Raw genomic sequence first — 25,999 nt, forward strand, 5'->3', positions numbered from 1 at the left:
TTGCCGCTGCGTTGCATTGGCCCGGGAGGCTATCGGCAGCGGCTTTGCCTAGTGTTGAACATTGACCTGTAGGAGATCGTCATGTCCAAAGCAGCCACCATCTACCTGACTGAGCTGGACCTCACCCGTCTGGAAAATGCCGCCACCCGCGCGGGCAACAACTCGCCGCTGGCCGATCTGGTCGATGACCTGATTACCCGTGCCAACGTGGTGCCCGGCAACAAGATTCCCGCCGATGTGGTGACCATGAACTCCGTCGTCTGCGTGGTTGATGACGCCGGCGCAGAGCAAGAGTGGACGCTCGTCTACCCGGAAGACGCCAACGTGACGTCGGCCAAGCTGTCGGTGCTCTCGCCGATGGGCACAGCGCTGCTGGGTGCGCGTGCGGGCAAGTCGATCAAATACTCGGCGCCCAATGGTGCCGAGCGTTCCTTGCGCATCGATCGCGTGGCGTTCCAGCCCGAGGCCAGCGGCCAGCACACCCTGTAAGCCGGCCGCGTCCTATCGCGAGAGGCTGTACCCGACACGCAACTGCGAGCCCAGCTTGTGGTTGTAGTCGAGCAGGCTCTCGCCGTAGCCGGTGAAATACTGGATGAACAGGTAGCCGGCCGTGCCGGTGAAGATCCGGCTCATCGGATACGTCAATTGCGCGTCGACGCTGCCGTAGGCCTTGCGGGTGCCTTTGCGCAGCGTGGCGGCCAACTCCCAGCCGTTGGGCGCGCCGTAGGACACGCGGAAATCCCCAAAACCACGGTAGTGCGCGATATCGGTGTTGCCGGTGCGCGTGAGGTACGCGTAGAGCTTCGGCTCGAACTTCCAGTGGTAGTCGTTCAGATCACCGAAGTGGAACGTCGGGCGTACGAACACGGTGTTGATGGCGCGTGAGGCGTCGCCGTCGCGGCCATTCGATTCGTGCTCGATGCCGCCTGCGAACGATAGCCGCGTGAGGGCGCCGCCATGGATGCCCGTATCGGGCCGGTAATAGAACACGCTGGGCCGGTAGTTCGTATCGCGGAACGGCGCCGATTCCTTGCCCACATCCCACAGCGAGAACTGCGTATAACCGAAGTACACGTTATCCAGCAGTGCTGCCGATGCCGGGTTCTCTGGCTGAAAAATCCGAAATTTGAAGCTCAATTGGAACTTGGCGTTCAGGCCCCCGTGCGCGCCCACTGCGGCGAACATGGGTTCGTGGAAAGTCAGGCGCGCGGTGTCTTCGGGCGGGCGGGATGCCTCGCCACTGCCAGCCACTGCCACGGGAATGGGTGAGGTAGCGGCTGCATTGGCAGGGGGCGCACTCGGGTTGGTGCCCAGTGCCCCCCCGGGGCGGGTCGCTTCGGCGGCGGCGTTGCGGGCGGCGCCAGTGGGGGCGCCATCGGCGGCAATCTGCGGGGCGTCTGCACCGCGCACGAGTGTCACCAGAACCGGCGCCGCATCCAGATCCGGCACATCGATCCGAACCGTACCGCGCAGCACCTCGGGCAGCGTGCCGGTGTAGGTGACGGTGCGGACCTGGCCCGGACGCAGGTGAAGGGTTTCGGCGCCGGCATTGTGTCGATCAAGAATCACTTCTACCGGACCCTGCAGATCAGCGCTGGCCGTTACGCGCAGCTTGGCCGGGACGGCATAGCTGCGCTGAGCGGCATCGCCCGAAATGACGAGGGTCAGGGTGAAGGGCTGGTTGGCGTTGACGCGGCGGGAGGGCTGGAGCAGGGCAACGGCGGCATCGGCGGAGGGCACGGCGCATGCGGCAAGCAGGGCAGCGCCAAGAATGGCTCGGAGAGGGTGCAAAGGCATGGGCGCAAAAGCCGGGTTGGCGTCCGGCGAGTGGCAATGCGCGCAAGGGTACCACCCACGCCTTTTGTGCCCGGTTTGCGGCTCTGGGCGTTCAAAACACGCGTTTTTGCCTGGGAGCGCACGTTTTCGGGTGCTTTCCCAAGAAAAACCGGCCAAAATGCTCAACTTTTCAAAATTCGGCCTTGAAAAGCCGGACGGCACTCCCACATCCGATCCAAGTTTGTATTCAGTGCAGTCCTGACACCAGATTCGAGGAGCAAGAACATGGGCAAAATCATCGGTATCGACCTTGGTACCACCAACAGCTGCGTCTCCATCATGGAGGGCAACACCCCCAAGGTGATCGAGAACGCAGAAGGCGCTCGCACCACCCCGTCGATCATCGCTTACATGGAAGACGGCGAGATCCTGGTCGGTGCCCCGGCCAAGCGCCAGGCGGTGACCAACCCGAAGAACACGCTGTACGCTGTCAAGCGCCTGATCGGCCGCAAGTTTGAAGAGAAGGAAGTCCAGAAGGACATCGGCCTGATGCCGTACACCATCACCAAGGCCGACAACGGCGACGCCTGGGTGGAAGTGCGCGGCCAGAAGCTGGCACCGCCGCAAATTTCGGCTGAAACCCTGCGCAAGATGAAGAAAACCGCCGAGGATTACCTGGGCGAGGAAGTGACCGAAGCCGTGATCACGGTGCCGGCCTACTTCAACGATTCGCAGCGCCAAGCCACCAAGGACGCCGGCCGCATTGCCGGTCTGGACGTCAAGCGCATCATCAACGAGCCGACCGCGGCTGCGCTGGCATTCGGCCTGGACAAGAACGAGAAGGGCGACCGCAAGATCGCGGTGTATGACCTGGGCGGCGGTACGTTCGACATCTCGATCATCGAGATTGCCGACGTGGACGGCGAGAAGCAATTCGAAGTGCTGTCGACCAACGGCGATACGTTCCTGGGCGGCGAAGACTTCGACCAGCGCATCATCGATTACATCATCGGCGAGTTCAAGAAGGAGCAGGGCGTTGACCTGTCGAAGGACGTGCTTGCGCTGCAACGCCTGAAGGAAGCCGCTGAAAAGGCCAAGATCGAACTGTCGAGCACGCAACAGACCGAAATCAACCTGCCGTACATCACGGCCGATGCCTCGGGCCCGAAGCACTTGAACCTGAAGATCACGCGCGCCAAGCTGGAAGCGCTGGTCGAAGACCTGATCGCCCGCACGATCGATCCGTGCCGCACCGCTATCAAGGATGCCGGCGTGAAGGTGTCGGACATCCACGACGTGATCCTGGTCGGCGGCATGACGCGTATGCCGAAGGTGCAGGAGAAGGTGAAGGAGTTCTTCGGCAAGGAAGCCCGCAAGGACGTGAACCCGGACGAGGCCGTTGCTGTGGGCGCCGCCATCCAGGGTCAGGTGCTGGGCGGTGACCGTACCGATGTGCTGCTGCTGGACGTGACGCCGCTGTCGCTGGGCATCGAAACGCTGGGTGGCGTGATGACCAAGATGATCGGCAAGAACACGACCATCCCGACCAAGTTCTCGCAGACTTTCTCGACCGCCGACGACAATCAGCCGGCCGTGACGATCAAGGTCTACCAGGGCGAGCGCGAGATGGCTTCCGGCAACAAGATGCTGGGCGAATTCAACCTGGAAGGCATTCCGCCGGCACCGCGCGGCACGCCCCAGATTGAAGTGTCGTTCGACATCGACGCCAACGGCATTCTGCACGTGGGCGCCAAGGACAAGGCGACCGGCAAGGAAAACAAGATCACGATCAAGGCAAGCTCCGGCCTGTCGGAAGCCGAGATCGAGCGCATGGTGAAGGACGCCGAGGCCAACGCCGAGGAAGACAAGAAGCTGCGCGAACTGGTCGACTCCCGAAATCAGGGTGAAGCGCTGGTGCACTCGACCAAGAAGGCACTGGGCGAGTACGGCGACAAGCTGGAAGCTGGCGAGAAGGACAAGATCGAAGCCGCGATCAAGGAACTTGAAGAGACCCTGAAGGGGACCGACAAGGCCGCGATCGACGCCAAGACCGAAGCGCTGGCAACCGCCTCGCAGAAGCTCGGCGAGAAGGTCTACGCCGACATGCAAGCCAAGGGCGAAGCCGGCGGTGCGGAACAAGCCGCTGCCGGTGCCCAGGCAGGCGCGCAAGCCGGACAAGGCGCACCGCACGACGATAACGTCGTCGACGCCGAGTTCAAGGAAGTGAACGACAAGAAGTAAGCCACATCGTCCGCCAGGCGGACGTGAGGGTACGCCGGGCAGTGATCATCGGGTTGTGCGGGACGCACCTGATGTCACGCTCGGCTTTTTTGCTATTCGACACGCAGTAAAAACAGGCGACGACTGAAGCCACCATGGCAAAACGTGATTACTACGAAGTGCTCGGGGTGGGTAAGAACGCGAGCGACGACGAGATCAAGAAGGCGTATCGCAAGCTCGCGATGAAGTACCACCCGGACCGCAATCCGGACAGCAAGGAAGCGGAAGACAAGTTCAAGGAGGCCAAAGAGGCCTACGAGATGCTCTCCGATGCCGAGAAGAAGGCTGCCTACGACCAGTACGGCCATGCGGGTGTCGACCCGAACATGGCCGGCGGCTTTGGCGCAGGCGGCGCAGGTTTTGGCGGCGGCTTTGCCGAGGCCTTTGGCGACATCTTTGGCGATATTTTCGGCCAGGCCCAGGGCCAGGGCGGCCGCCGCGGTAGTGGCCCGCAGATGTATCGCGGCGCTGATCTGCGCTACAGCATGGAGATCACGCTGGAGCAGGCTGCGCATGGCTACGACACGCAGATTCGCGTGCCGCACTGGGACGAGTGCGACCACTGTCACGGCAAGGGCGCCGAGCCAGGTTCCAGCGTGGAGACGTGCCCAACGTGCCACGGCGCCGGTCAGGTGCGTGTGTCGCAGGGTTTCTTCACGATGCAGCAGACTTGCCCGAAGTGCCACGGCAGCGGCAAGTACATCCCCAAGCCGTGTACCAAGTGCCACGGCCAGGGCAAGTTGAAGAGCCAGAAGACGCTGGAAGTGAAGATTCCGGCCGGCATCGACGAAGGCATGCGCATCCGTTCCTCGGGCAACGGCGAGCCGGGGATCAACGGCGGCCCCCCGGGCGACCTGTATGTGGAAATCCACATCAAGCAGCACGCAGTGTTCGAGCGCGACGGCGATGATCTGCATTGCCAGATGCCGATCTCGTTTGCAACGGCAGCCATTGGCGGCGACATCGAAGTGCCGACGCTGGGCGGTCGCGCTTCGTTCACGGTGCCGGAAGGTACGCAGGCCGGCAAGACGTTCCGCCTGCGCGGCAAGGGCATCAAGGGCGTGCGTTCGGGCTATGCAGGCGATCTTTACGTGCATATCAACATCGAGACACCCGTCAAGCTGACGGAGCACCAGAAGGATCTGCTCAAGCAGTTCGACAAGTCCGTGCACGAAGGCGGCTCGCGGCACAGCCCGCAAGAGCAGTCGTGGCTAGACAAGGTGAAGAACTTCTTCTCCTCGTAAACTCTGCAAAGCTACTGCGCGCCCCGATCTTGATCCTGCGATGCTCGCCGTACCCATGTACGGCTGCGCTTCTCGGACCAACCTCGGGGCGCTCGCTACGCTTTTCAGAGCTTCCGAAAGCGGCAGATTATTGATAACCGAGGACATCGTCATGCAGTTGCCGGAAGTCGGCGCGCCGTTTGCGCTGCTGGACGATGCCACCTCGGGTGGCGCGCCGTGCTCGCGCTGGTACACCGGTTATGCTGGCGAGTTCTTCCGGCCGGTCGGCATGCTGGATGGGCTGGACGACGATCTTCGCGCTGCCTGGCGCCAGGGTTTGCATGCCCTGATCGTTGCGCCGTATGAGTTTGGTGGGCCGTTGGTCGGCCTGCCGGCTTCCACCGAAACCTCTTCCTCATTGCCTGGCCACGACGGCCGCCTGCGCGTGCTGCTGTTTCGCGCGATGCAGGTGCTGTCGCCGGCAGAAGTCGATACGTTGTTCGACGCGTGGCCCGATGCAACGGGCGCAGCGGGCCTGTTCGACTGTGCGGCCAGCGTCGATCACGCCACCTACACCGACGCCATCACGCGCATCCACGACTGGATTGCGGCGGGCGATACCTACGAAGTCAACTACACGTACCGCCTGCGCATGACTGCGTTTGGCGCACCGGCGGCGCTGTATCGGCGCCTGCGCGCGCGCCAGCCCGTGCCCTACGGCGCATTCATCGCGCTGCCGGAGGGCGGTGCGATTCTGTCGTGCTCGCCGGAGCTGTTCTTTTCGCATCACGCGGGCCAGCTTGTCGCGCGGCCGATGAAAGGTACTGCGCCCGCCACAGGCAATGTCGAAATCGACGAAGCCCGTGCCACTGCGCTGGCCGCCGACGAGAAGAACCGCGCCGAGAACCTGATGATCGTCGACCTGTTGCGCAATGATCTGGGCCGCCTCGCGCGTGCCGGTTCCGTGCATGTGCCGGCGCTGTTCGAGGTGACGCCGTTCGGCAGCGTGCTCCAGATGACGTCGACCGTGAAGGCAGAGATCCCGCCCACCACCGGCCTTGCTGATTGCCTGCGAGCGCTGTTTCCGTGCGGCTCCATCACTGGGGCGCCCAAGCGGCGGACGATGGAGATCATCGATATGCTGGAGCCCGAGCCGCGTGGCCTGTACACCGGTGCCATCGGCTGGATCGATGCGCCTGCCGATGATCGCGCGATGGGCGACGCATGCTTCTCGGTGGCGATCCGCACGCTGGTGCTCGGTGCGCCCGGCACCGACGGCCTGCGTCGTGGCGAACTCGGCATCGGCTCCGGCATCGTGCATGACAGCATCGCCGATGAAGAGTACGCGGAGTGCCAACTGAAGGCGCGTTTCGTGACGGCGCTCGATCCAGGGCTGTCGTTGTTTGAGACGATGCGCGCGACGCGCGATGGTGTGGCGCTCCTGGATCGGCATCTGGCGCGCCTGGAGCGCTCTGCGGCCGCCTTCGGTTTTCCGTTCGATCGAACGGCAGTGGCGGCTGACGTGGCGCGCATGTGCGCATCGCTGGAAGGCGATGGTGCTTATCGCATGCGCCTGTTGCTGACGCCGGACGGTGCGGCGAACGTATCGGCGGTGCCCCTGTCGCCGCTGCATGCGAGCTGGGATGCGCCTGTACGTCTGCTTGTTGCCGCGCAACCGCGCGAGGTCACGCACAGTCTGCCGACGCACAAGACCACGTTGCGGGCCGGCTACGACGCTGCCTGGCAAGAGGCCGAACGCGCAGGTGCATTCGATACCGTGTTCTTCAACGCCGATGGCACGTTGGCCGAAGGCGGGCGCAGCACGTTGCTGGTCAAGCTCGATGGTGCGTGGTGGACGCCGCCGCTGTCCGCGGGCGTCTTGCCGGGCGTGATGCGTGCCGTGCTGTTGAAAGACGCTTCACCGTGGCTTGATGGGCCGCTGCAGGAACGTTCGCTCACGCGCGCCGATGTTGCCCGCGCCGAGGCCGTCGCCGTATGTAACGCCCTACGCGGCGTGGTGCCCGCGCATTTCGAGCCGCCCCTGACCGTCGACGTGCTCTAACTTCCAGCGGGCCACGCCGGGCAGGTTGATCAGTTCGCGGTCGTGGCAGACCATCAGCAGCGAGCGGCCTTCCGCTGCCAGTTCTCCCACCAGTGCAATGACTTGCTCGCGCGCGGCGCCGTCCAGGTTCGAAGTCGGTTCGTCGAGCAGCAGCACATCGGTGTGCAGCGCGCGAGCCCGCGCCAATGCGAGGCGCTGTGTTTCGCCGCCGGACAGGCGCTCGGGCGGCACATCGACCACGTGCTGCAGGCCCGCCCAGCGGAGCGCATCTTCGACACGCTCGGCCAGCTCCGCGTGCGCCACGCGGTGTGCGCCTGTGGTCAGCCCATAGGCAAGATTCGCGCGTACCGACGTGCGGAACAGATAGGGGTGCTGGTGCACGTAGGTCAGCCGCGCGCGCAGCTCGGCCGGGTAGGGCGACAGCGCCTGCCGCCCTTGCCCCATATCGACGGTCGCGCCGTTGGCGGGTGCAAGCCCGGCCAGCATGCGCAGCAGCGTTGTCTTGCCGACGCCGTTTGCGCCCGTGATGACAATCGCGTGCCCAGCCGACAGCGCCAGGCGCGGAATCTCGAACAGCACGCGCGCGCCGTGCTGGCAGCGCAAGCCTTCAAACACCATCGCGGGTTGCGACGTTGTGTTCATGCGGCCGCCTCCCGATCCGTCTTGATCGTCCGGTCTGGGTGGTGTCTGCGCTTACTGCGCATGCCGGCCCCCGCCATAGTTGCCGGCGCCCTGCAGCCACGCCAACCCAAGGTTGACGAGCAGTGCCAGCACGATCAGCACGATGCCCAGCGCGATGCCCTGCGCGAATTCGCCCTTGCTTGTTTCCAGCGCAATCGCCGTGGTCATGGTGCGCGTGACGCCTTCGATGTTGCCGCCGACCATCAGCGCCGAGCCCACTTCGGCGATCACGCGCCCAAAGCCGGCCACCACGGCCGCCATTAAGCCGAAGCGCAATTCACGAAAGACGGTCAGCAGTAACCGGACGCGTCCGGCGCCAAGCACACGCGCTGTCTCGGCGAGACGCGGATCAGCGCGTTCAAGCGTCGTCAGTGCAAACGCGACGATCACCGGCAGGCCAAGCACCGCTTGCCCGAGGATCATCCCACACTGTGTGAACAGCAGTCCGAAGCTGCCCAGCGGCCCCTGCCGCGAAAGCAGCAGATACAGCAGCAGCCCGATCAGCACTGTCGGAAACGACAGCGATGCCTGCGCCAGCACCACCAGCGCACGGCGCCCCATAAACCTGTGCATGGCGATGAGGTAGGCGATGAGTAAACCCGGGGGCGCCGCCAGCAGCAGCCCCGCAATCGCCACCTTCAGCGATACCCAGACGATCAGCCACAACGCCGCGTCACCGCTGGCAAGCAGGGCGAAGGCGTCGACGGTGGCCGACCAGATTTCCATGCGGGTGCCGCTCAGGCGAAAGTGTGTTCCGGGCCGGGGAACGAGCCGTCCTTGACGGCTGCCACATAGGCGGCGACGGCGCCATCGATGGTGGTCTGCCCGTCCATGAAGTTGCGTACGAACTTGGGGCGATGCCCCGGGAACACGCCCAGCATGTCGTGCATCACGAGTACCTGGCCCGAGCACTCCAACCCGGCGCCGATGCCGATGGTGGGAATGGCCAGCAGGCGCGTGACTTCGCTGGCCAGCTCGGCCGGGATGGCTTCCATGACGACGAGCTGCGCGCCGGCATCCTGCACGGCCAGTGCGTCGGCCTTCAGTTGCGCGGCCGCTTCATCGCCGCGACCCTGCACTTTGAAGCCGCCAAACGCATGCACGGATTGCGGCGTCAGGCCGATGTGCGCGCACACCGGAATGCTGCGTTCCACGAGGAACTTGATCGTAGGCGCCAGCCACACGCCGCCCTCGAGCTTGACCATCTGCGCGCCCGCCTGCATCACGCGCACCGCGCTGTGGAAGGCCTGTTCGGGCGTGCCATACGTGCCAAACGGCAGGTCCGACACGAGCAGCGCTTTGTCGATGCCGCGCGACACGCATTCGGTGTGATAGACGATGTGATCGAGCGTGACCGGCAGCGTGGTCTTCTGACCCTGCATCACGTTGCCGAGCGAATCGCCGACGAGCAGCACGTCGGTGCCGTTGCGATCCATCAGGGCGGCGAAGCTGGAGTCGTAGGCCGTCAACATGGCGATGCGCTCGCCGGCGGCCCGCATGGCCTGCAACGAAGTCACCGTGACGGCCTTGCGGTTCGATTCCTGGAGATAGCTCATGGGCTGAGACTCATTGGGGCATCGCGAGCGCCCACGCAGACCATGCGGTGCGTCGACTAGCGCGTTGCCAGCTTGATGAATTCCTTGGGCCCGCGCATCGCGTCGATGCGGGCGAGCAAGGTACGGAAATCGTCGTCGTTGCCTGCGGGGTCGAAGGCAGCGGTGTCGACGATCATCGTCGGTGCGGCATCGTAATACAGAAACAGCTCGCCGTATGCGGCGCAGATGCGTCCGAGGTACTCGGCATCGATGCCCGTTTCGTAAGGAACGGCGCGACGGGCGACGCGTGGCAGCAGGTCTTCTGCGCGCGCTTGCAGGCAGATCACGAGGTCGATGCGCTGTTGCGGCAGGGCCAGCGCATTGGCCATCGCGTCGTACAGCGCGAGTTCGTCGGCCGGTAGCGTGAGGTGGGCGAACAGGCGGTCGCGTGGCAGGAAGCTGTCGGCGACGATGCGCTCACCGGCGAGCGTCGCCTTATGCCATGCCTTCAGGCGCTCGGCACGCTGCAGCAGGAAGCGCAGCTGCACCGGCAGCGCATAGCGCGCGGGGTCTTCGTAGAAGCGGGCGATGAAGGCGTTTTCGGCGGGCGTTTCGAACAGCGTCGACGCACGCAGATGGTCGGCCAGACGCTGGGCCAGCGCGGTCTTGCCTACGCCAATGGGCCCTTCGACAACGATGCGGCGCAGGTGATCCAGTGCCATCGGCGGGTGCTTGTCCGTGGTTCGGGTGATCAGGCGGCGGGCTGCTTGGCGCGCATGCACTGGCACATCGTGGTCTTTTCGATGCGCTGGTCGGACACGCCGGGCAGCAGTGCAGCCACGGCGCCAATGCCCGGAATCACGAGATCGGGCGCCAGTTCATGCAGCGGCAGCAGGGTAAAGGCGCGTTGGCCCACGCGCGGGTGGGGCACCGTCAGCTCGGGTGAGGTGAGCACGTGGTCGCCGTAGAGCAGCAAGTCCAGATCGAGTGTGCGCGGCGCATTGTGAAACGGGCGCTCGCGGCCAAACTGGTCTTCGATGTGGTGACAGATGCGGAGCAGTTGGTCAGCAGTGAAATGCGTATCGATGCGCACCACGGCGTTGATGTAGTCATCGCCGCTGGATTCCACGGGCGCGCTGCGATACAGGCTCGATTTGCCGGTGACGGTGATGCCGACCTGCTGTGCGAGGCAGACCACGGCGTCTTTCACTGCCTGGCGTGCGTCGCCCAGGTTGGCGCCGATGCCGATGTACGCCACTGTCTTCACGTTTCCTCCGAACTTCCCGGATTGACGTCACCGACTGTATCCGATTTTGCCGGACCACGTCGGCGGCGACGCCGCTTGCCCGGGCTGGCCGAACCGGTATTTGCGGAGGGGCTCGGGGCGTGCTTGGCTTGTGCCATGAGGGCTTCGCGGGCTTCGCCGTCACCGTTCTGGAAGTCGGTCCACCAGTCGGCGAGTTCTTGCGGCAATTCGCCCGAGGCACAGCGCAGCGCAAGGAAGTCGTAGCCGGCACGGAAGCGCGGCGACTCCAGCAGCCGATACGGCATGCGGCCCGAGCGCTTTTCAAAGCGCGGTTGCATGCTCCAGATTTCCTTCATATCGGAGGTGAAGCGGCGCTGGATGGCGAGCTGCTCGGTCTGGCGGTCGAGCACTTCATCCATGGCGGTGTGCAGCGCGGGGATCAGCGGCTCGCCGGCAGCGCGGCGGCGGTTCCAGTGCTCGACCACGTGATGCCACAGCAGCGAGGCAAACAGGAAGCCCGGCGAAACCGGCTTGCCGACCTTGACGCGATCGTCGGTGTTGTCGAGGGCAAGCTGCACGAAGCGCTGGCCCATCGGCTGCTCCAGCGCGACGTCCAGCAGCGGCAGCAGGCCGCTGTGCAGGCCCGCCTTGCGCAGCTCCTGCAGCGAGGCCCAGGCGTGGCCCGACATCAGCAGCTTCAACATCTCGTCGAACAGGCGGGCGGCCGGCACGTTGTGGATCAGCGGGCCCAGCTCCGCGATCGGCGCGCGCGTGTCGGCGTCGATGTCGAAGCCCGTCTTGGCCGCGAAGCGCACCACGCGCAGCATGCGTACCGGATCTTCGCGGTAGCGGGTGTGCGGATCGCCGATCATGCGCAGCGTGCGTGCGCGCATGTCTTCCATGCCGTGATGGTAGTCATGCACGGTTTCGTCGGCGGGGTCGTAGTACATCGCGTTGACGGTGAAGTCGCGGCGGGTGGCGTCTTCGGCCTGGGTGCCCCAGACGTTGTCGCGCAGCACACGGCCGCTGGCGTCGATCGCATGCGTGTGGTGGTCCAGCTCGGTGCGCTTGACGCGCTTGCCGGCAGGCACCTGCTCGGCGTCGACCGCGTCGACAAGCGCGCGGAAGGTCGAGACTTCGATGATTTCCTGATCGCGTCCGCCATAGAACGTGACGTGCACGATCTGGAAACGGCGTCCGATGATGCGCGAACGGCGGAACAGCGCCTGTACCTGCTCGGGCGTGGCGTTGGTCGCCACATCGAAATCCTTCGGCTTGATGCCCAGCAGCAAGTCGCGCACGGCGCCGCCGACGATGAAGGCGCTATAGCCGCCTTCCTGCAGCGTGGACGTGACCTTGACCGCGTTGCGCGAGAGCAGCTTCGGATCGATGCCGTGCTCGTCCACGCTCCACACGCGCGCCTGACGCGGTACGCCGCCGGCGGACTTGGTGCGCGCCTTGGCCGTCTTGGGTGCCTTGGGCGTGCGGGCCTTCCTTGCGGCGGGTGCTCCCGGTTCTGCCGGGGCGTGGGGCTCTGCGGAGGTCTTGCCCAGCAGGCGATTGATGAGTTTCTTGATCACGCCGCGCCTTGCTTAGAAGAGATCCATGATGCGCCAGTTGCGCGCGGCTGCCAGATTGCGCAGCGTATCGTCCGGGTTGGTGGCGACGGGGTCGGTCACTTCCTCCAACAGCGGCACGTCGTTGGCCGAATCGCTGTAGAAGGTGCTGTGCTCGAAATCGCTCCAGCCGCGGCCCATGTTGGCCAGCCACTCGTGCACGCGCGCGACCTTGCCCTCGCGAAAGCTCGGTGTGCCCGCCACGTCGCCGGTGAAGGCGCTGTCCGGGCTGCCGTCGGCGGTGGCCGGTTCGGTGGCGATGAGGTGATCGATGCCGAAGGCCTCGGCAATCGGGCGGGTGACGAAGCTGTTGGTGGCGGTCACCACACAGCACAGGTCGCCGGCGTCGAGGTGCTTGTAGACCAGCGCTTGCGCCTGCGGCGTGATCTTCGGACGGATCACGTCGTGCATGAACTCGGCGTGCCACTGGGCGAGCGTGTCGCGCGGGTGGGCGGCCAGCGGCGCCAGGGCAAAGCGCAGAAACGCGTGGATATCCAGCGTGCCGGCTTTGTAGTCGGCATAGAACTGATCGTTCTTGCGCTGGTATTCGGCTTCATCCACCACGCCGCGGCGGATGAGGAAACGTCCCCACTCGTGGTCGCTGTCGGTGGGGATGAGGGTGTGATCGAGGTCGAAGAGGGCCAGATTCATGGGGCGCGATTTTACCCGAACGTTACATCACTGGCCCGCGAGCCCCCGGATTCACTTCATCAGCGCGAGCATGTCGCGCACGAGCGGCAGGGTGACGGCGCGCTTGCGGGCCAGCGAATAGGTGTCGAGGGCGTCCAGCAGGGCCATCAGGCTCGGCATGTCGCGGTAGGAGTGCGTCACGAGCCACTGCGGCACGTCGGCCGAGAGCTGCATGCCGCGTTCGCGGGCGGCTTGGCGCAGGGCTTCCACTTTGTCGGCGTCGGACAGTGGGCGCAGCCAGTAGACCAGGCCCCAGCCGAGGCGGGTGCGCAGGTCTTCACGCAGCGGCATCGCCATCGGCGCGGCGGCCCCGGAGATGGCGATGGCGGCATGCGGATGCGCGCGCACTTCATTGACGAGGTTGAACACGGCAATCTGCGCCCATTCGTCCAGCCGTTCGGCGTCGTCGATGGTCCAGACGGTGATTGTCGGGTCGAATTCGAAGGCTTCGGGCGGGGCGTCGGGTTCCAGCGTGCGGACTTCGTAACCGCCAGCCTCGGTCTGGGCGCAGATGGCCTGCAGCAGATGGCTGCGGCCGCTGCCTTCTTCGCCCCAGAGGTAGACCAGGCGATCTGTGGCGGTACCGTCCACCACCTGTGGAATCAAGGCGCGCAGGCGCAGCACCGCCTCTTCGTTGCCGGTGGCGACGAAGTTGTCGAAGGTCGGGGCGGGTGTCGCACCGAGTTCGAGCGGGAGCTGTTCGGGTGTGGCCATGAAACGTGGAGTGGAGTCGCCGTACTTTTCAGTTGCCTTCAGTTGCCTTCAGTTGCCTTCAGTGGCTTTCAGTCCTGGTAGAGCCGGCTGCCCAGGTAAAGCTGCCGAATTTGCCGCAAACCGACCAGCAGCACAGCACTCATCGGTAGGGCGAGGAGGATACCGAAAAAACCGAACAATTGGCCAAAAGCCAGCAAGGCGAGGATGACCGCCAGCGGGTGCAGGCCGATGCGTTCGCCCACCAGACGCGGCGTCAGGTAGAAGCTTTCCAGGAACTGGCCGATGCCGTACACCACGGCGACTGCCAGCAAGCCGTAGAGGTTGCCGAACTGCAACAGTGCGGCAAGGATGGCCAGTGTGAGCCCTACGCCAAAGCCGATGTACGGAATGAACACCGCCAGCCCCGTGAAGATGCCTACGGGCAGCGCCACGTCAAAGCCGGCCAGTGCCAGCCCCGCCGAGTAGTACACCGCCAGCATCAGCATCACGATGATCTGGCCGCGCAGGTACTGCGAGAGCAGGCCATCGGTTTCGGCGGCCAGTTCGCGCGTTTTTGGCAGCCAGCGGCGCGGCACGGCGGTTTCGATCCGGCGCATGAGCATGTTCCAGTCCATCAGCAGGTAGAACATCACGATTGGGACCAGGAAGAAGATGCCCAGCACCTGGATGGCTGCCGAGCCCGACACGCGCAGATAGGTCAGCACCCGGGTCACCACGTCGTCCGGGCTGGCGGCGAGCTGTTCGGTGAGCAGCGCGCGCAGGCCCGGAAAATCAAAGCTGACATGCAGACCCAATTCGTCCAGCTTGGGCGACAGAAATGCGTTGAGCTTGGCGAGCATGCCGGGCAGTTGCTCCCGGATAGCCGGAATTTCCCGCTGCAGCACCGCCAGGATCAGCAGCATCAGCGCCACGCCCACCACCGAGAGCACCAGAATCATCAAAAACACGCCCAGCACCCGCGGCACGCGGCGGCGTTGCAGCCATTCCACGCCCGGGTGCAGGATGTACGACAGGATGAACGCGAAGACGAAGGGCGTCAGCGTGGGCGCCAGCGCCTTGAGCAGGGCCAGGAAGACAAGCGCCACGGCGATCCAGGCGAGCGTGCGCTTGGTTTCCTGCGACAGCACGGGGGCGTTCATGGGGGGCGACGGTTCCGATGGCGGGGTGGACGAGTCGGAAAAGCGGCCATCGGGGTGGCCGCATCCGGTAAAATCGCGATTTTACTGGACGGGCGGGTCCGATTTTTGTGACTTCCCGCCGCCGTCTCGCTTTCTTTCCCGGTTTTTTCAATTCAGACGACTGTATGAGCGCTTCCGAAACCCCATCCGCATCGACCGGCCTGTCTTACCGCGACGCGGGCGTCGACATCGAGGCGGGTGACGCCCTTGTCGACCGCATCAAGCCGTTTGCCAAGCGCACCATGCGCGAAGGCGTGCTGGGCGGCATCGGCGGCTTCGGCGCGCTGTTCGAGCTGTCCAAGAAGTATCAGGAGCCGGTGCTGGTGTCCGGTACCGACGGCGTGGGCACCAAGCTCAAGCTGGCCTTTGCGCTGAACCGCCATGACACGGTTGGCCAGGATCTGGTCGCCATGAGCGTGAACGACATCCTGGTGCAGGGTGCCGAGCCGCTGTTCTTCCTGGATTACTTCGCCTGCGGCAAGCTGGACGTCGACACCGCCGCCACCGTGGTCAAGGGCATCGCCCAGGGCTGTGAGCTGGCCGGCTGCGCGCTGATCGGCGGCGAAACCGCTGAAATGCCGAGCATGTATCCGGACGGCGAATACGACCTGGCCGGCTTTGCCGTCGGCGCCGTCGAAAAGCGCAAGATCATCGACGGCACGACCATTGCCGAGGGCGACGTGGTGCTGGGCCTGGCATCGTCGGGGGCGCATTCGAACGGCTACTCGCTGGTGCGCAAGATCATCGAGGTGTCGCGCCCGGACCTGAATGCGGATTTCCACGGCCAGCGCCTGCAGGACGCCATCATGGCGCCGACGCGCATCTACGTGAAGCCGCTGCTGTCGCTGATCGACAAGCTGACCGTCAAGGGCATGGCGCACATCACCGGCGGTGGTTTGACCGAAAACGTGCCGCGCGTGCTGCAAGACAACCTGACCGCCGTGCTGCACAAGGACGCATGGACGCTGCCGCCGCTGTTCCAGTGGCTGCAGAAGGCCGGCAACGTGGCCGATGACGAAATGCACCGCGTGTTCAACTGCGGCATCGGCATGGTGGTGATCGTGTCGGCAGCCGACGCGCCGGCCGCCATCGCGCACCTGAAGGACGCGGGCGAGACGGTCTACCAGATCGGCGAAATCCGCGCACGCCAAGCGGGCGAAGCGCAGACGATCGTGGTCTGACGCGAGGTTCGCACCAAAAAAAACCGCCGATGCATTCGGCGGTTTTTTTATGCGCGTCGTCTTGCGGGCGCTTATTTCAGCGGGACGTATTCGCCGGTGGCCGGGTCGTCCTTCTGCAGTGCGCCGGTGTTCTTGTCGATGAGCAACGTGACGACGCGCGGTGCGGTGTTCGGGTCGCCGCCGCACGCCGGCGTGTGGTTTTCCAGCACTTCGACGCTGTTGTGGGTGTCATCGGCCCGGTCTACCAGGAACGACAGGCACTCCTGCGGCAGGGTGGTCAGCTTGTATTTGTCGATGGCGGCGCGGGCCAGATCGACGGCCTTGGTCTGTTCCGCTTCACTGACGGCGGGCGCGCTGGCGGCCGGCGCATTGGCCGCGCTGGATGCACCGGGGGCCGAGGCTGTAGGTGCGGAAGCCGGAGCGGGCGCGGCAGGCTTGTGCGCGTCGTCGGAGCGGCCACAGCCCGCCAGCGCGAGAGCGGTGAGCGCGGCAAGCAGAAGGGGTTTGGTCATGATGTGCGGAGCGTGTCGGCGATGTTCAGCCCACGACTTTACCCGGAACTGACCGATCGTTTCCATGCCGCATACGCCTGCGGCATGCACACCGCGCAAGGCCGGTAGCTTGCGGCACGCGCGTCGGCTTCGTTGAGGAAGAACACGCGATGGCGCACGTAACCGCCGCGTGCAATGGCCCGGCGTGCAGCCGCGCAATCGAGCCGGCCATAGATACGTGCCCGCCGATGCCCGCCCAGCGTGCCGGGCGCGGCGCTCTCATAGGGTTGGCCGCTGGCGCCGATGAGGGTCCACGTTTTCACGCGGTTTCATGCGGCGGATTGCGCTTCGCGCTCCAGCAGCGCCAGCTTGCGCTCCACGCCCCAGCGATAGCCCGAGGTGTTGCCGTCTCGGCGGATCACGCGGTGGCACGGGATGGCCACCGCAATGTGATTGGCCGCACAGGCCTGCGCCACTGCGCGTACCGCCTTGGGTGCGCCGATGCGCGCGGCAATCTCGGCGTAGCTTGTGGTGCTGCCCGGCGGGACTTCGCGCAGCGCTTGCCACACGCGTTCTTGGAACGCAGTGCCGCGCACGTCCAGCGGCAGCTCTAGCCCGATGGATGGCGCTTCGATCAGCCCCACCACGCGAGCCACGAGGTCTTCAAAGCCCGCATCGCCACCGATGAGTTCGGCCTTCCGGAACGTGTCCTGCAGATCGCGCACGAGGGCGTCGGGGTCGTCGCCCATCAGGATCGCGCAGATGCCGCGATTGCTCTGCGCCACCAGGATCGAACCGAGCGAGCATTCGCCCACCGCGAAGCGGATCGTCGTTTGGGCGCCGCCTGCGCGGTAGCGGCTGGCTGTCATGCCGAGCACGTTGTCGGACGCCTCGTAGAAGCGGCTGCTCGCGTTGAACCCGGCGTCGTAAATGGCCTCGGTGACGGTGCTGCCGCGCCCGAGTTGCGCTCGCAGCTTGCGGGCGCGATGCGCATCGGCGTAGCCCTTGGGCGTGAGGCCCGTGACGCTCTTGAACAGGCGATGGAAGTGATACGGGCTCAGGCCGGCGTCTTGCGCGAGCGCGTCGAGCGTGGGCGGTGTGTCGGCTGCCTCGATGCGGCGGCAGGCCTGCGCGACAAGCGCGGTTTGCTGCGCGCGCACGGTGGTCTGATCCGGGGCAGCGCGGCGGCTCGGACGGTAACCGGCGGCTTCTGCGTCGGCAGGCGTGTCGAAGAATTCGACGTTTTCCGGGCGCGGCAGGCGCGACGGGCTGCTCGGCTGGCAATACACGCCAGTGGTCTTCACCGCATAGACGAATTGCCCGTCGGCAGAGGCATCGCGCGCCAGCACGCGAGCCCAGCGCGGGTCGTGTGCAACGAGGGGGTTGTCCGATACGGGGCGGGCGGAGGTTTGCATGGCGTCATCCAGTGGACTGCGATGACTGTACTGTAGGTACGTCCGTCTGGCCGGGCACTCCGGGTCTTGCGGTCAAATTCGAAGCACCGCTCGCGTCACTTGCCGCCGGGTGCTTTTTGCTGATCGGCGCGCGCGGCGGCCAAGTTGGCGGCGATCTGTTTGGCGCCGGCAGATTCGGGCGGCAGCAGCCGGTACAGGTGTTCCCACTGCGCGATTGCATCGCTCACGTCACCACGTTCGACGGCGGCGGAAGCAGCCAGTGCCAGCGCTTTGGGCTCGTCCGGGTCGGCCTTCAGGGCGAGGCGCACCTGCTCCATGGGCGCACCAGCGAGGGCGCCGCCCTGGGCGGTAGCGAGTGCGTCGGCGTAATCGGCACGCAGGCTGGCGACGTCGGGGGCAAGGGCCACCGCCTTCGCATAGGCGGCGACGGCGTCGGCGGGGCGCTCCATCGTGCTGTAGGACCGCGCGAGCAATGCCCAGCCGGGTGCGTCGTCGGGCGTGTCGCGCAGCCGTTGCGCGAGGCTGTTGACCATCGATTCGATCTGCGCGTCTCCACCGGTGTGATCGCTGCGAGCGGCGGTCATCATGTCGCCCGGCATCCACAGCGAGGCGGGCTTGCCAAGGTGCTGGTAGAGCAGCACGGCGGACGTGGGCAACGCAGCCAGCAGCACTGCAGCGAGCAGAACGGCGCGGCGGTCGGGGCGCACCTGCGAGGTGCTGGCGGTGTCGGCCGTATCGTCCAGCAACCGCCGGCCAAGCTCTGCGCGTGCGTGTGCGTGGCCCGCCGCATCGATAGCGCCGGTGCGCAGGTCGGCATCCAACTCGCGCAGCTGGTCTTGGTACCAGCGGATCATCTGGCTGCGCGCGGTGGGGCTCTGGATGAACGTATCGCCCACATCGTTGCGCGCGCGTCGCAACAACGGCGTCAGCAGAACCGCCATGGTGACGGCTGTGAGGGCGGCCGCCAGCAGCCAGAACAAGGTCATCACGGTCATGGGCGGGGGTCTTCCGGTGGCGACCCTGCAAGCAGGGCGGCGAGGCGCGCTTGCGCGTCAGCGTCCATCTCGGCAGGGGGCGCCTTCTGCTGTTTGCGGGACGACACGATGCCGAATACCACCGCCATCAGCAACAGTGCTGGGCCGAACCACAGCAGATAGGTCAGCGGCTTGACGGGCGGCCGGTACAGGACGAAATCGCCATAGCGCTGCACGAGGTAGTCCTTTACGGCGGCCTCGGTGGCGCCGGCACGGAGTTGTTCTCGAATCTGGCGGCGCAAGTCGACGGCCAGGTCGGCGTTGGAATCGGCGAGGGTCTGGTTCTGGCACACGAGGCAGCGCAGTTGCTCCGACAGCGCGTGGACACGGGTGTCGAGATCGACGTCCGCCGCTGCGGCATAGGCGGGCATTTGCAACGCGAACGCCGCGACGCCTGCTATAACGAGCGCGGCCAGGCGCTTATGCATGATCACCTTCCTGCTCCAGTTGCTGCAGAAGCGGCACGATCTTGCGTTCCATCGACTCGGCCGTCACGGGGCCGACCTGCCTGTAGCGGATCACGCCGGCGCGATCGATGACGAAGGTCTCCGGCACGCCGTAGACGCCGTAGTCGATGCCGACCTTGCCGTCTGCGTCGATGAGTGACGCGACATACGGATCGCCCATGTGTTTGAGCCACGCGCGTGCAGCGTCGGCGTCGTCCTTGTAGTTCAGCCCGTAGATCGGCACGGAGGATTGCTTGGCGAACGCGTTCAGCACGGTGTGCTCTGCGCGGCAGGCGGTGCACCACGACGCCCAGACGTTGAGCATCCACACCTTGCCGCGCAGGTCTTGCGGCGTGATCGGGCCGGCAGTCGATTCCAGTGCCGTCAGCTTGAACGCCGGGGCGGGCTTGCCGACCAGCGGCGAGGGCAGTTCACGCGGGTCACGCGACAGCCCCGCCGCCAGCGCAATCACCAGAACGAAGAACGCTGCCAGCGGCAGCACGTAGCGCAGCTTCACCGTGGCTCCTCGGTCGCCGGTATCGCCAGTGATGGGCCGGCCAGTGCAGCGTCGGGTGTGGTGCGCGGCGCTGTGGAGCGGCGGCGCAGCCGGTAGCGGCGATCGCACACCGCCAGCAGGCCGCCCAGCACCATCAGCACACAGCCGCCCCAGATCCAGCTGACGAAGGGCTTGATGTAGATGCGCATAGCCCAGTTGTCTTGTCCGAGTGATTCGCCCAGCGCGACATAAAGGTCTCGTGTGATGCCGGTGTCGATGGCGACTTCGGTCGTGGGGGTTTCCTGGCTGCGGTACAGGCGCCGCTCGGGCAGCAGCGTGGCCACCGGTTTGCCGTTGTGGCTGACTTCGACGTGGCCACGCAAGACGTCGTAATTCGGGCCCTGCGCCGGCGCAACGTTGGTGAGGTGGAACATGTAGCCACCCACCTCAACTGTGCCGCCCACGCGCACCGGCAGCTCGCGTAGCGTCTCCTGGCTGAGCACCAGCGTGACGCCTGCGATGAACACCCCCACCCCTGCGTGCGCTACCAGCATGCCGAAGTAGCTCGGCGGCAACTGTCGCAGCGTCATCAGTCGATTGCCGGGCTGGCGAAGTTTTTCGGCCAGACTGGCCAGCGCACTCGCAAGACACCATGCGGCCAGCGTCAGCCCCAGGCCCGCCAGCGCGGACGTTCCATAAAACACCGCCAGCCCAAGTCCCACGGCAACACTAGCCGCCGCCGCCCAGCGCAGCCGCACGGCCATCGACGGCAGCGCGCCGTGACGCCAGCGCGCCAGTGGCGCCGCGCCCATCAGCAGCACCGCAGGAGACATCAGCGGCACAAAGACTTGCTCGAAATACGCCGGACCGACCGAAATCTTGCCCAGCTGCAGCACATCCAGCACCAGCGGATAAAGCGTGCCAAGCAGCACCGTGGCGGCAGCCACCGCGAGGAGCACGTTGTTGGCCAGCAGAAACGATTCACGCGCGAACAACGAGAACGTCGCACCTTCCGAGGCGCCGCTGGACAACCGCTTTGCGCGCCACGCAAACAGAGCCAGCGCACCGCCCGTCACGATGCCCAGCAACGCCAGGATGAACAGACCGCGCTTTGGGTCCACCGCAAAAGCATGCACTGACGTCAGCACGCCCGAACGGACGAGGAACGTGCCGAGCAGGCTCAACGAGAACGTGAAGATGGCGAGCAGCGCCGTCCACGCGCGGAACACGCCGCGCTTCTCCGTCACCGCCAGTGAATGGATCAGCGCCGTGCCTGCCAGCCACGGCATGAACGAGGCATTTTCGACCGGGTCCCAGAACCACCAGCCGCCCCAGCCGAGTTCGTAGTACGCCCAGGCGCTGCCGAGCATGATGCCGGTCGTCAGGCATGCCCAGGCGGCGGTTGTCCAGGGCCGAGACCAGCGCGCCCAAGTGGCATCGAGCCGACCCGACAGGAGCGCGGCCATCGCAAACGAAAACGCCACCGCAAAGCCCACGTAACCCATGTAGAGCATGGGCGGATGCGACACCATGCCGGGGTCCTGCAGCAGCGGGTTGAGGTCGCGCCCTTCCATGGCCGGCGGCAACAGGCGCAGGAACGGGTTGGACACCAACAGCAGGAAAAGCAGCAGCCCCGTGCTGATCGCGCCCATCACGCCCAGTACGCGCGCCACGACGGGCAACGGCAGTTGTCGGCTGAACAACGACACGGCCAGCGACCACAGCGCCAGCATCGTCGTCCACAGCAACATCGATCCCTCGTGGCCGCCCCACACTGCGGCCACGCGATAGGGCAGCGGCAGCGCGCTGTTCGAGTTGGCGGCGACATAGAGCACGCTGAAGTCGTTGCTGACGAAAGCCCACGTCAGCGCGCTGTACGCCAGCAGCACCAGCGCGCACTGCATGCGCGCAGCGGGACGCGCCACGGCCATCCAGCGCTCGTTGTCGCGCGCCGCGCCAACCAGCGGCAGCACGGATTGCATGACAGCAGTCAGCAACGCCAGGATCAACGCGAAGTGGCCCAGCTCGGCAATCATCGCGACGCGCTCCGGGCAGATTCCTTCGCCATTTGTTCGTTGACTTGCGCGGCGCGGCGTAAGGCATCAGCGGCTTCGGGCGGCATGTAATTTTCGTCGTGCTTGGCGAGCACCTCATTGGCGACGAAGACACCATCCTCGCCAAGCCGCCCGCGCGCGACCACGCCCTTGCCTTCGCGGAACAGGTCTGGCAGCAAGCCGTGGTAGACGACCGGCACACCGCGCGCTGTGTCGGTGACGATAAAGCGGATGGTCATGCCGTCACGTTCGCGTTGGATGGAGCCGCGTTCGACCAGGCCACCCAGTCGAAAGACCTGTGCAACAGGCGCTTCCTTGGCGGCGATCTGGCTTGGGCTGAAGAAGAACACCAGATTGGAGCGGAACGCATTCAGCGTGAGGGCGGTAGCCGCACCCGCGCACACCAGCGCGGCGAGCAGGATGCCGAGGCGGCGTTGTCTGCGTGTCATTGGTCGCTGCCGTCAGGATGCGAGTGATGGGTGCGATTGGCTGCGTGCCAGCGGCGAGCGAGCAGCAGCAACTCGGCCGCGATGCAGATGGCGGCCACGGCAAACGCGCCCGCAATATAGTCGACGTGGTTGACGGAGAACTGGCTCATGCCGGCGTGCTCAGATTGTGGTTATCGTCGGCGCGCTCGCGCATGATGCAACGCACGCGAATCAGCGCCACGCAGATGCTGTACATCCAGCACGCGAGCGTCATCAGCAACATGCCGAGCAGCATCGTCATCGCCATGGACGGAGCCGCCGTCAGGCTGATGGACGCGCCCTGATGCAGCGTGTTCCACCACTGCACCGAGAAATAGATCACGGGGATGTTGACCACGCCCACCACGGCAAGCACGGCACAGGCGCGTTCGGCGCGGCGCGGGTCTTCAATGGCGCTCTCCAGCGCGATGAAGCCGAGGTACAGAAACAGCAGTAGCAACTCCGACGTCAGCCGCGCATCCCACACCCACCACGTGCCCCACGTTGGCTTGCCCCACAGCGCGCCTGTCCACAGCGCAATGGCGGTGAACAGCGCGCCGGTGGGCGCCAGCGCCGAGGCCATCATCGACGAAAGCCGCGTGCGCAGCACCAGCGCCAGCGCGCAATAGCCGGCCATCACCAGATAGATGAACATCGACATCCATGCAGCCGGCACGTGCAGGAAGATGATCCGGTAGACCTCGCCCTGTTGCGCATCGGTTGGCGCCACAACAAAACCGACGTAGAGGCCGGCGACGAGGAACAGGAGTGCGGCCACACCAAACCACGGCGCCAACTTGCGCGCGAGCGGATCAAACCGCACGGGCGACGCATACGCGAGCCAGTTCCAGCGTCGGAAAACAGGTTGGCGCGCAGCGATGGAGGTGCTGTGGAGTCCGGAGCGGTTCGTCATCGGGTCATTCCACGGCAATGCGCAGCCCGGCGGCGGCAGCCAGCGGGCAGACAAACAGCGATAGCGCCAGGCAAGCGCCCAGCAGCGAGAAATGCGGCATGACATCAAGCCCCGCATCGGCCGCCGAACCCGCGCCCGCACCAAACACAAGCACGGGCACACACAACGGCAGGACGAGGATGCACAGCAGCGCTGCGCCATTGCGCACGCCCAGCGTGAGCGCTGCACCAACGGCGCCGATCAGCGCAATGGCAGGCGTGCCGATCAGCAGCGTGGCTGTCAGCAGCAGCGTTGCATGCAGCGGCAGGCTGTACTGCTGGGCCAGGATGGGCGTCAGCAGCAGCAACGGCAAGCCGCTCGCGAGCCAGTGCGCGGCAATCTTCGTCAGCACAATCAAGGCAAGCGGGTGTGGCGACAACAGCAATTGATCGAGGCTGCCATCAGCGTGCTCCTGCGCAAACAATCGAGAGAGCGAGAGCATCGACGCCAGCAGCGCCGCGACCCACAGGATGCCCGGCGCAAGCATGCGCAACTGTTGCGGGTCGGGGCCGATGGCCAGGGGGAAGAGGCTCGCCGCAATGACGTAGAACACCACGCCACCGACGAGGTTGCCGCGCCGCCGCCATGACAGCGCCAGATCGTGCCGCAGGATGGCCATCAGCATCGGCTTCATGCGGTGCCCCCAAGCCGAAGCACGCGATTTGCCCCGTGCGGACGCGACAGCAACTGATGCGTGGCCATGATTGCCATGCCGCCTGCACGCAGGTGCGCATCGAGCTGTGCTGTGAAGAGGTCGGCTGCGCGGTCGTCGAGCGAGGCGATCGGTTCGTCGAGCAGCCACAGTGCGCGCCGCGCGAGCAGTAAGCGCGCCAGCGCCACTCGCCGACGCTGGCCTTGCGAAAGCTTGCGCACGGGCGTGGCGGCCAGCTTGCCGAGTTCGAGCGCTTCCAGCGCTTGGCCGACGCAAAACGGCTCGGATGCCGAATCGTGCGATCCGGCCAGTTGCATGGCCAGACGCAGGCTCTCCGTCACAGTGAGATCTGGGTCGATGCCGTTGGTGTGGCCAACGTAGCAAAGCGCATTGAGGAAGGCGGGGTCGCCGCTGCGTACGGGCGCACCATGCCACGTGAGCGCACCGCTTGCCGGTGCCAGAAGGCCGCAGAGCACGCGCAGCAGGGTGGTCTTGCCGCTGCCGTTCGCGCCCGTTACCTGCACCAGCTCGCCCGCCGACACCGAGAGGTCCAGCTCGCGGAAGATCCGACGGCCGGCGCGCGAAAACGTCAATTGGCTGGCAACAAGCACGGCATTGGGGGGCTGAGTGAAACGGGGTCTAGCGCCGGCAGCACGTTCACGTGCTTTACTCGGTCTTCATCTTCGACATGTCGGGCAGATGGTGCGCAATACCCTTGTGGCAGTCGATACAGGTTTTCTCTTTGCTGCCCAGATATTGGGCGTGCATGGCCGACGCGCGCGGGCTTTGCCGCGTGAAGTCCATCGAGTCGTAGTTGTGACAGTTACGGCATTCCAATGAATCGTTGGCCTTGAGTCGATCCCATTCGTGCTGGGCCAGCTCAAGCCGGTGCGCCTCGAATTTCTCGCGCGTGTCGATCGTGCCGAAAATCTTGCCCCACACTTCCTTGGATGCCTGCATCTTCCGTGCAATCTTGTTCGTCCAGGCGTGCGGAACGTGACAGTTGGAGCAGATGGCGCGCACACCGCTGCGGTTGGTGTAGTGGATCGTGCTCTGTAGCTCTTGATATACGTTGTCGTGCATTTCGTGGCAACCCGTGCAGAACGCCTCGGTGTTGGTCACTTCCATCGCGGTGTTGAACGCACCCCAGAACACCACGCCGGCAACAAAGCCGCCCAACGTCAGAAAGCCCAGGCTGAAATACGCGCTGGGCCGGTTGATGGTGCGCCAGTAGCGCTTGATCAGGTCGAACATGGCTGCACCGCCTCAGTTCTTGCCAACGCTCTTGCCATCAGGCTTGCGTTTGAGCAGTTCATCGACATCGACAAACGTATTGGTGATAAGCGGCTTGGCGTCGGCCTGCGGCACGTGGCATTGCGTGCAGAAGAATCGGCGCGGCGAAACGTCGGCCAGTTGATGGCCATCGCGGTCAACGTAGTGCGTGGGGCTGATCGCAATAGCGCGCATCTCTTCGGCCTTCGTACGCGCATGGCAGGACAGACAACCGTTGTGGTCCTTGTTGATCTGATACATGTACGTCCCGTCGATCTTGTGCGGAATCGTCGGCGGTTGCCCGGTGTAGTTGCGCTCGCGGCGCACGTCCCTGTTCTCGGTGGGATACAGGATCGGCGGTGTCGATTCGGCGGTGATCGGCGTCGAGCCGCGCATGGCGTCGACCACGCCTTGAGCCTGCGCGGGCAAGTTGGCAAGGGTCGCCAGCAACAGCGCGCAGATGGCGGCTGGCAGTCCCAAGAGTCGGCTGAGCTTCATGACATTTTCCTGTTGCGCGTGTGTCGTCTGCCCGTGCTCG

29 protein-coding genes are annotated in these 25,999 nt (G+C 65.3%); 5 read left to right on the plus strand and 24 right to left on the minus strand.

Features of this window, described 5'->3' with window-relative positions; translation table 11 throughout:
* Window positions 1–81 precede the first annotated feature (81 nt).
* A complete protein-coding gene (gene rnk / locus BG83_RS0100275; protein ID WP_024974836.1) occupies window positions 82–489 on the plus strand; it encodes a nucleoside diphosphate kinase regulator in 408 nt (135 codons plus the stop codon).
* A 12-nt stretch (window positions 490–501) separates the two neighbouring features.
* On the opposite strand, the gene BG83_RS0100280 is transcribed toward rnk, so the two are convergent.
* Window positions 502–1,797: a phospholipase A gene (locus tag BG83_RS0100280; RefSeq protein WP_024974837.1), complete on the minus strand. Its 1,296-nt coding sequence runs from the start codon at window positions 1,795–1,797 to the stop codon at window positions 502–504.
* A gap of 264 nt (window positions 1,798–2,061) precedes the next feature.
* On the opposite strand from BG83_RS0100280, the gene dnaK reads away from it, so the two are divergent.
* The 3 genes from dnaK to BG83_RS0100295 all read left to right on the plus strand — a co-directional run bounded on the left by dnaK (window position 2,062) and on the right by BG83_RS0100295 (window position 7,341).
* Window positions 2,062–4,017: a molecular chaperone DnaK gene (gene dnaK / locus BG83_RS0100285; protein WP_024974838.1), complete on the plus strand. Its 1,956-nt coding sequence runs from the start codon at window positions 2,062–2,064 to the stop codon at window positions 4,015–4,017.
* 134 nt (window positions 4,018–4,151) lie between these two features.
* Window positions 4,152–5,300 (plus strand): molecular chaperone DnaJ, encoded by a 1,149-nt coding sequence (gene dnaJ / locus BG83_RS0100290; protein WP_024974839.1) that lies wholly within the window; start codon window positions 4,152–4,154, stop codon window positions 5,298–5,300.
* A gap of 151 nt (window positions 5,301–5,451) precedes the next feature.
* A complete protein-coding gene (locus BG83_RS0100295; protein WP_024974840.1) occupies window positions 5,452–7,341 on the plus strand; it encodes a bifunctional chorismate-binding protein/class IV aminotransferase in 1,890 nt (629 codons plus the stop codon).
* On the opposite strand, the gene BG83_RS0100300 is transcribed toward BG83_RS0100295, so the two are convergent.
* The 9 genes from BG83_RS0100300 to BG83_RS0100340 form a co-directional block, all read right to left on the minus strand.
* Window positions 7,285–7,983, minus strand: coding sequence for an energy-coupling factor ABC transporter ATP-binding protein (locus tag BG83_RS0100300; protein WP_024974841.1), 699 nt, complete (start codon window positions 7,981–7,983; stop codon window positions 7,285–7,287). The genes BG83_RS0100295 and BG83_RS0100300 overlap by 57 nt on opposite strands.
* A gap of 51 nt (window positions 7,984–8,034) precedes the next feature.
* Window positions 8,035–8,748, minus strand: coding sequence for an ABC transporter permease (locus tag BG83_RS0100305; RefSeq protein WP_024974842.1), 714 nt, complete (start codon window positions 8,746–8,748; stop codon window positions 8,035–8,037).
* Window positions 8,749–8,759: 11 nt separating this feature from the next.
* Window positions 8,760–9,578 carry a 3-methyl-2-oxobutanoate hydroxymethyltransferase gene (gene panB / locus BG83_RS0100310; protein ID WP_024974843.1) on the minus strand — a complete coding sequence of 273 codons (819 nt, stop codon included), beginning with the start codon at window positions 9,576–9,578 and terminating at the stop codon, window positions 8,760–8,762.
* A gap of 56 nt (window positions 9,579–9,634) precedes the next feature.
* Window positions 9,635–10,279, minus strand: coding sequence for a deoxynucleoside kinase (locus tag BG83_RS0100315; RefSeq protein ID WP_024974844.1), 645 nt, complete (start codon window positions 10,277–10,279; stop codon window positions 9,635–9,637).
* Between the two features lie 29 nt (window positions 10,280–10,308).
* On the minus strand, window positions 10,309–10,824 hold the full coding sequence (folK, locus tag BG83_RS0100320) for a 2-amino-4-hydroxy-6-hydroxymethyldihydropteridine diphosphokinase (protein WP_024974845.1): 516 nt from the start codon (window positions 10,822–10,824) through the stop codon (window positions 10,309–10,311).
* On the minus strand, window positions 10,821–12,383 hold the full coding sequence (pcnB, locus tag BG83_RS0100325; protein ID WP_024974846.1) for a polynucleotide adenylyltransferase PcnB: 1,563 nt from the start codon (window positions 12,381–12,383) through the stop codon (window positions 10,821–10,823). Before pcnB ends, folK begins: the two co-directional genes overlap by 4 nt.
* A 12-nt stretch (window positions 12,384–12,395) precedes the next feature.
* Window positions 12,396–13,070 carry an HAD family hydrolase gene (locus BG83_RS0100330; RefSeq protein ID WP_024974847.1) on the minus strand — a complete coding sequence of 225 codons (675 nt, stop codon included), beginning with the start codon at window positions 13,068–13,070 and terminating at the stop codon, window positions 12,396–12,398.
* Window positions 13,071–13,121: 51 nt separating this feature from the next.
* Complete coding sequence (hda, locus tag BG83_RS0100335) at window positions 13,122–13,823, minus strand: DnaA regulatory inactivator Hda (protein ID WP_004631704.1); 702 nt, start codon at window positions 13,821–13,823, stop codon at window positions 13,122–13,124.
* Between the two features lie 68 nt (window positions 13,824–13,891).
* Window positions 13,892–14,962, minus strand: coding sequence for an AI-2E family transporter (locus BG83_RS0100340; protein ID WP_024974848.1), 1,071 nt, complete (start codon window positions 14,960–14,962; stop codon window positions 13,892–13,894).
* Window positions 14,963–15,126: 164 nt separating this feature from the next.
* Here BG83_RS0100340 and purM point away from each other — a divergent pair, with 164 nt between their 5' ends.
* Entirely contained in the window at window positions 15,127–16,182 is a 1,056-nt protein-coding gene (purM, locus tag BG83_RS0100345; RefSeq protein ID WP_024974849.1) for a phosphoribosylformylglycinamidine cyclo-ligase, read from the plus strand.
* Window positions 16,183–16,253: 71 nt separating this feature from the next.
* On the opposite strand, the gene BG83_RS0100350 is transcribed toward purM, so the two are convergent.
* From BG83_RS0100350 to BG83_RS0100415, 14 genes are all read right to left on the minus strand, one after another.
* Complete coding sequence (locus BG83_RS0100350) at window positions 16,254–16,694, minus strand: hypothetical protein (RefSeq protein WP_024974850.1); 441 nt, start codon at window positions 16,692–16,694, stop codon at window positions 16,254–16,256.
* 38 nt (window positions 16,695–16,732) lie between these two features.
* On the minus strand, window positions 16,733–16,996 hold the full coding sequence (locus BG83_RS0100355; protein ID WP_024974851.1) for an Ada metal-binding domain-containing protein: 264 nt from the start codon (window positions 16,994–16,996) through the stop codon (window positions 16,733–16,735).
* Window positions 16,997–17,002: 6 nt separating this feature from the next.
* Complete coding sequence (gene ada, locus BG83_RS0100360) at window positions 17,003–18,088, minus strand: bifunctional DNA-binding transcriptional regulator/O6-methylguanine-DNA methyltransferase Ada (RefSeq protein WP_024974852.1); 1,086 nt, start codon at window positions 18,086–18,088, stop codon at window positions 17,003–17,005.
* A gap of 95 nt (window positions 18,089–18,183) precedes the next feature.
* Entirely contained in the window at window positions 18,184–19,083 is a 900-nt protein-coding gene (ccmI, locus tag BG83_RS0100365) for a c-type cytochrome biogenesis protein CcmI (RefSeq protein ID WP_024974853.1), read from the minus strand.
* Window positions 19,080–19,550 carry a cytochrome c-type biogenesis protein gene (locus BG83_RS0100370; RefSeq protein WP_024974854.1) on the minus strand — a complete coding sequence of 157 codons (471 nt, stop codon included), beginning with the start codon at window positions 19,548–19,550 and terminating at the stop codon, window positions 19,080–19,082. The genes ccmI and BG83_RS0100370 overlap by 4 nt, the downstream gene beginning before the upstream one ends.
* Window positions 19,543–20,085: a DsbE family thiol:disulfide interchange protein gene (locus tag BG83_RS0100375; protein ID WP_024974855.1), complete on the minus strand. Its 543-nt coding sequence runs from the start codon at window positions 20,083–20,085 to the stop codon at window positions 19,543–19,545. Before BG83_RS0100375 ends, BG83_RS0100370 begins: the two co-directional genes overlap by 8 nt.
* Entirely contained in the window at window positions 20,082–22,100 is a 2,019-nt protein-coding gene (locus BG83_RS0100380) for a heme lyase CcmF/NrfE family subunit (protein ID WP_024974856.1), read from the minus strand. Before BG83_RS0100380 ends, BG83_RS0100375 begins: the two co-directional genes overlap by 4 nt.
* Window positions 22,097–22,567: a cytochrome c maturation protein CcmE gene (gene ccmE / locus BG83_RS0100385; protein WP_024974857.1), complete on the minus strand. Its 471-nt coding sequence runs from the start codon at window positions 22,565–22,567 to the stop codon at window positions 22,097–22,099. The genes BG83_RS0100380 and ccmE overlap by 4 nt, the downstream gene beginning before the upstream one ends.
* Window positions 22,564–22,716 carry a hypothetical protein gene (locus BG83_RS29625; protein ID WP_200869016.1) on the minus strand — a complete coding sequence of 51 codons (153 nt, stop codon included), beginning with the start codon at window positions 22,714–22,716 and terminating at the stop codon, window positions 22,564–22,566. Before BG83_RS29625 ends, ccmE begins: the two co-directional genes overlap by 4 nt.
* Window positions 22,713–23,498, minus strand: a complete 786-nt coding sequence (gene ccmC / locus BG83_RS0100395; RefSeq protein ID WP_024974858.1) for a heme ABC transporter permease CcmC — start codon at window positions 23,496–23,498, stop codon at window positions 22,713–22,715. The genes BG83_RS29625 and ccmC overlap by 4 nt, the downstream gene beginning before the upstream one ends.
* Before the next feature lie 4 nt (window positions 23,499–23,502).
* A complete protein-coding gene (ccmB, locus tag BG83_RS0100400; protein ID WP_024974859.1) occupies window positions 23,503–24,171 on the minus strand; it encodes a heme exporter protein CcmB in 669 nt (222 codons plus the stop codon).
* The gene (ccmA, locus tag BG83_RS0100405) at window positions 24,168–24,800 is read right to left on the minus strand and encodes a cytochrome c biogenesis heme-transporting ATPase CcmA (protein ID WP_024974860.1); all 633 of its coding nucleotides are present in this window, start codon (window positions 24,798–24,800) and stop codon (window positions 24,168–24,170) included. Before ccmA ends, ccmB begins: the two co-directional genes overlap by 4 nt.
* Window positions 24,801–24,855: 55 nt before the next feature.
* Window positions 24,856–25,443 carry a cytochrome c3 family protein gene (locus tag BG83_RS0100410; protein ID WP_024974861.1) on the minus strand — a complete coding sequence of 196 codons (588 nt, stop codon included), beginning with the start codon at window positions 25,441–25,443 and terminating at the stop codon, window positions 24,856–24,858.
* A gap of 12 nt (window positions 25,444–25,455) precedes the next feature.
* Window positions 25,456–25,959: a nitrate reductase cytochrome c-type subunit gene (locus BG83_RS0100415; RefSeq protein WP_024974862.1), complete on the minus strand. Its 504-nt coding sequence runs from the start codon at window positions 25,957–25,959 to the stop codon at window positions 25,456–25,458.
* Between the last annotated feature and the right edge of the window lie 40 nt (window positions 25,960–25,999).

This window comes from Ralstonia pickettii (assembly GCF_000607165.1).
GTDB lineage: Bacteria > Pseudomonadota > Gammaproteobacteria > Burkholderiales > Burkholderiaceae > Ralstonia > Ralstonia holmesii.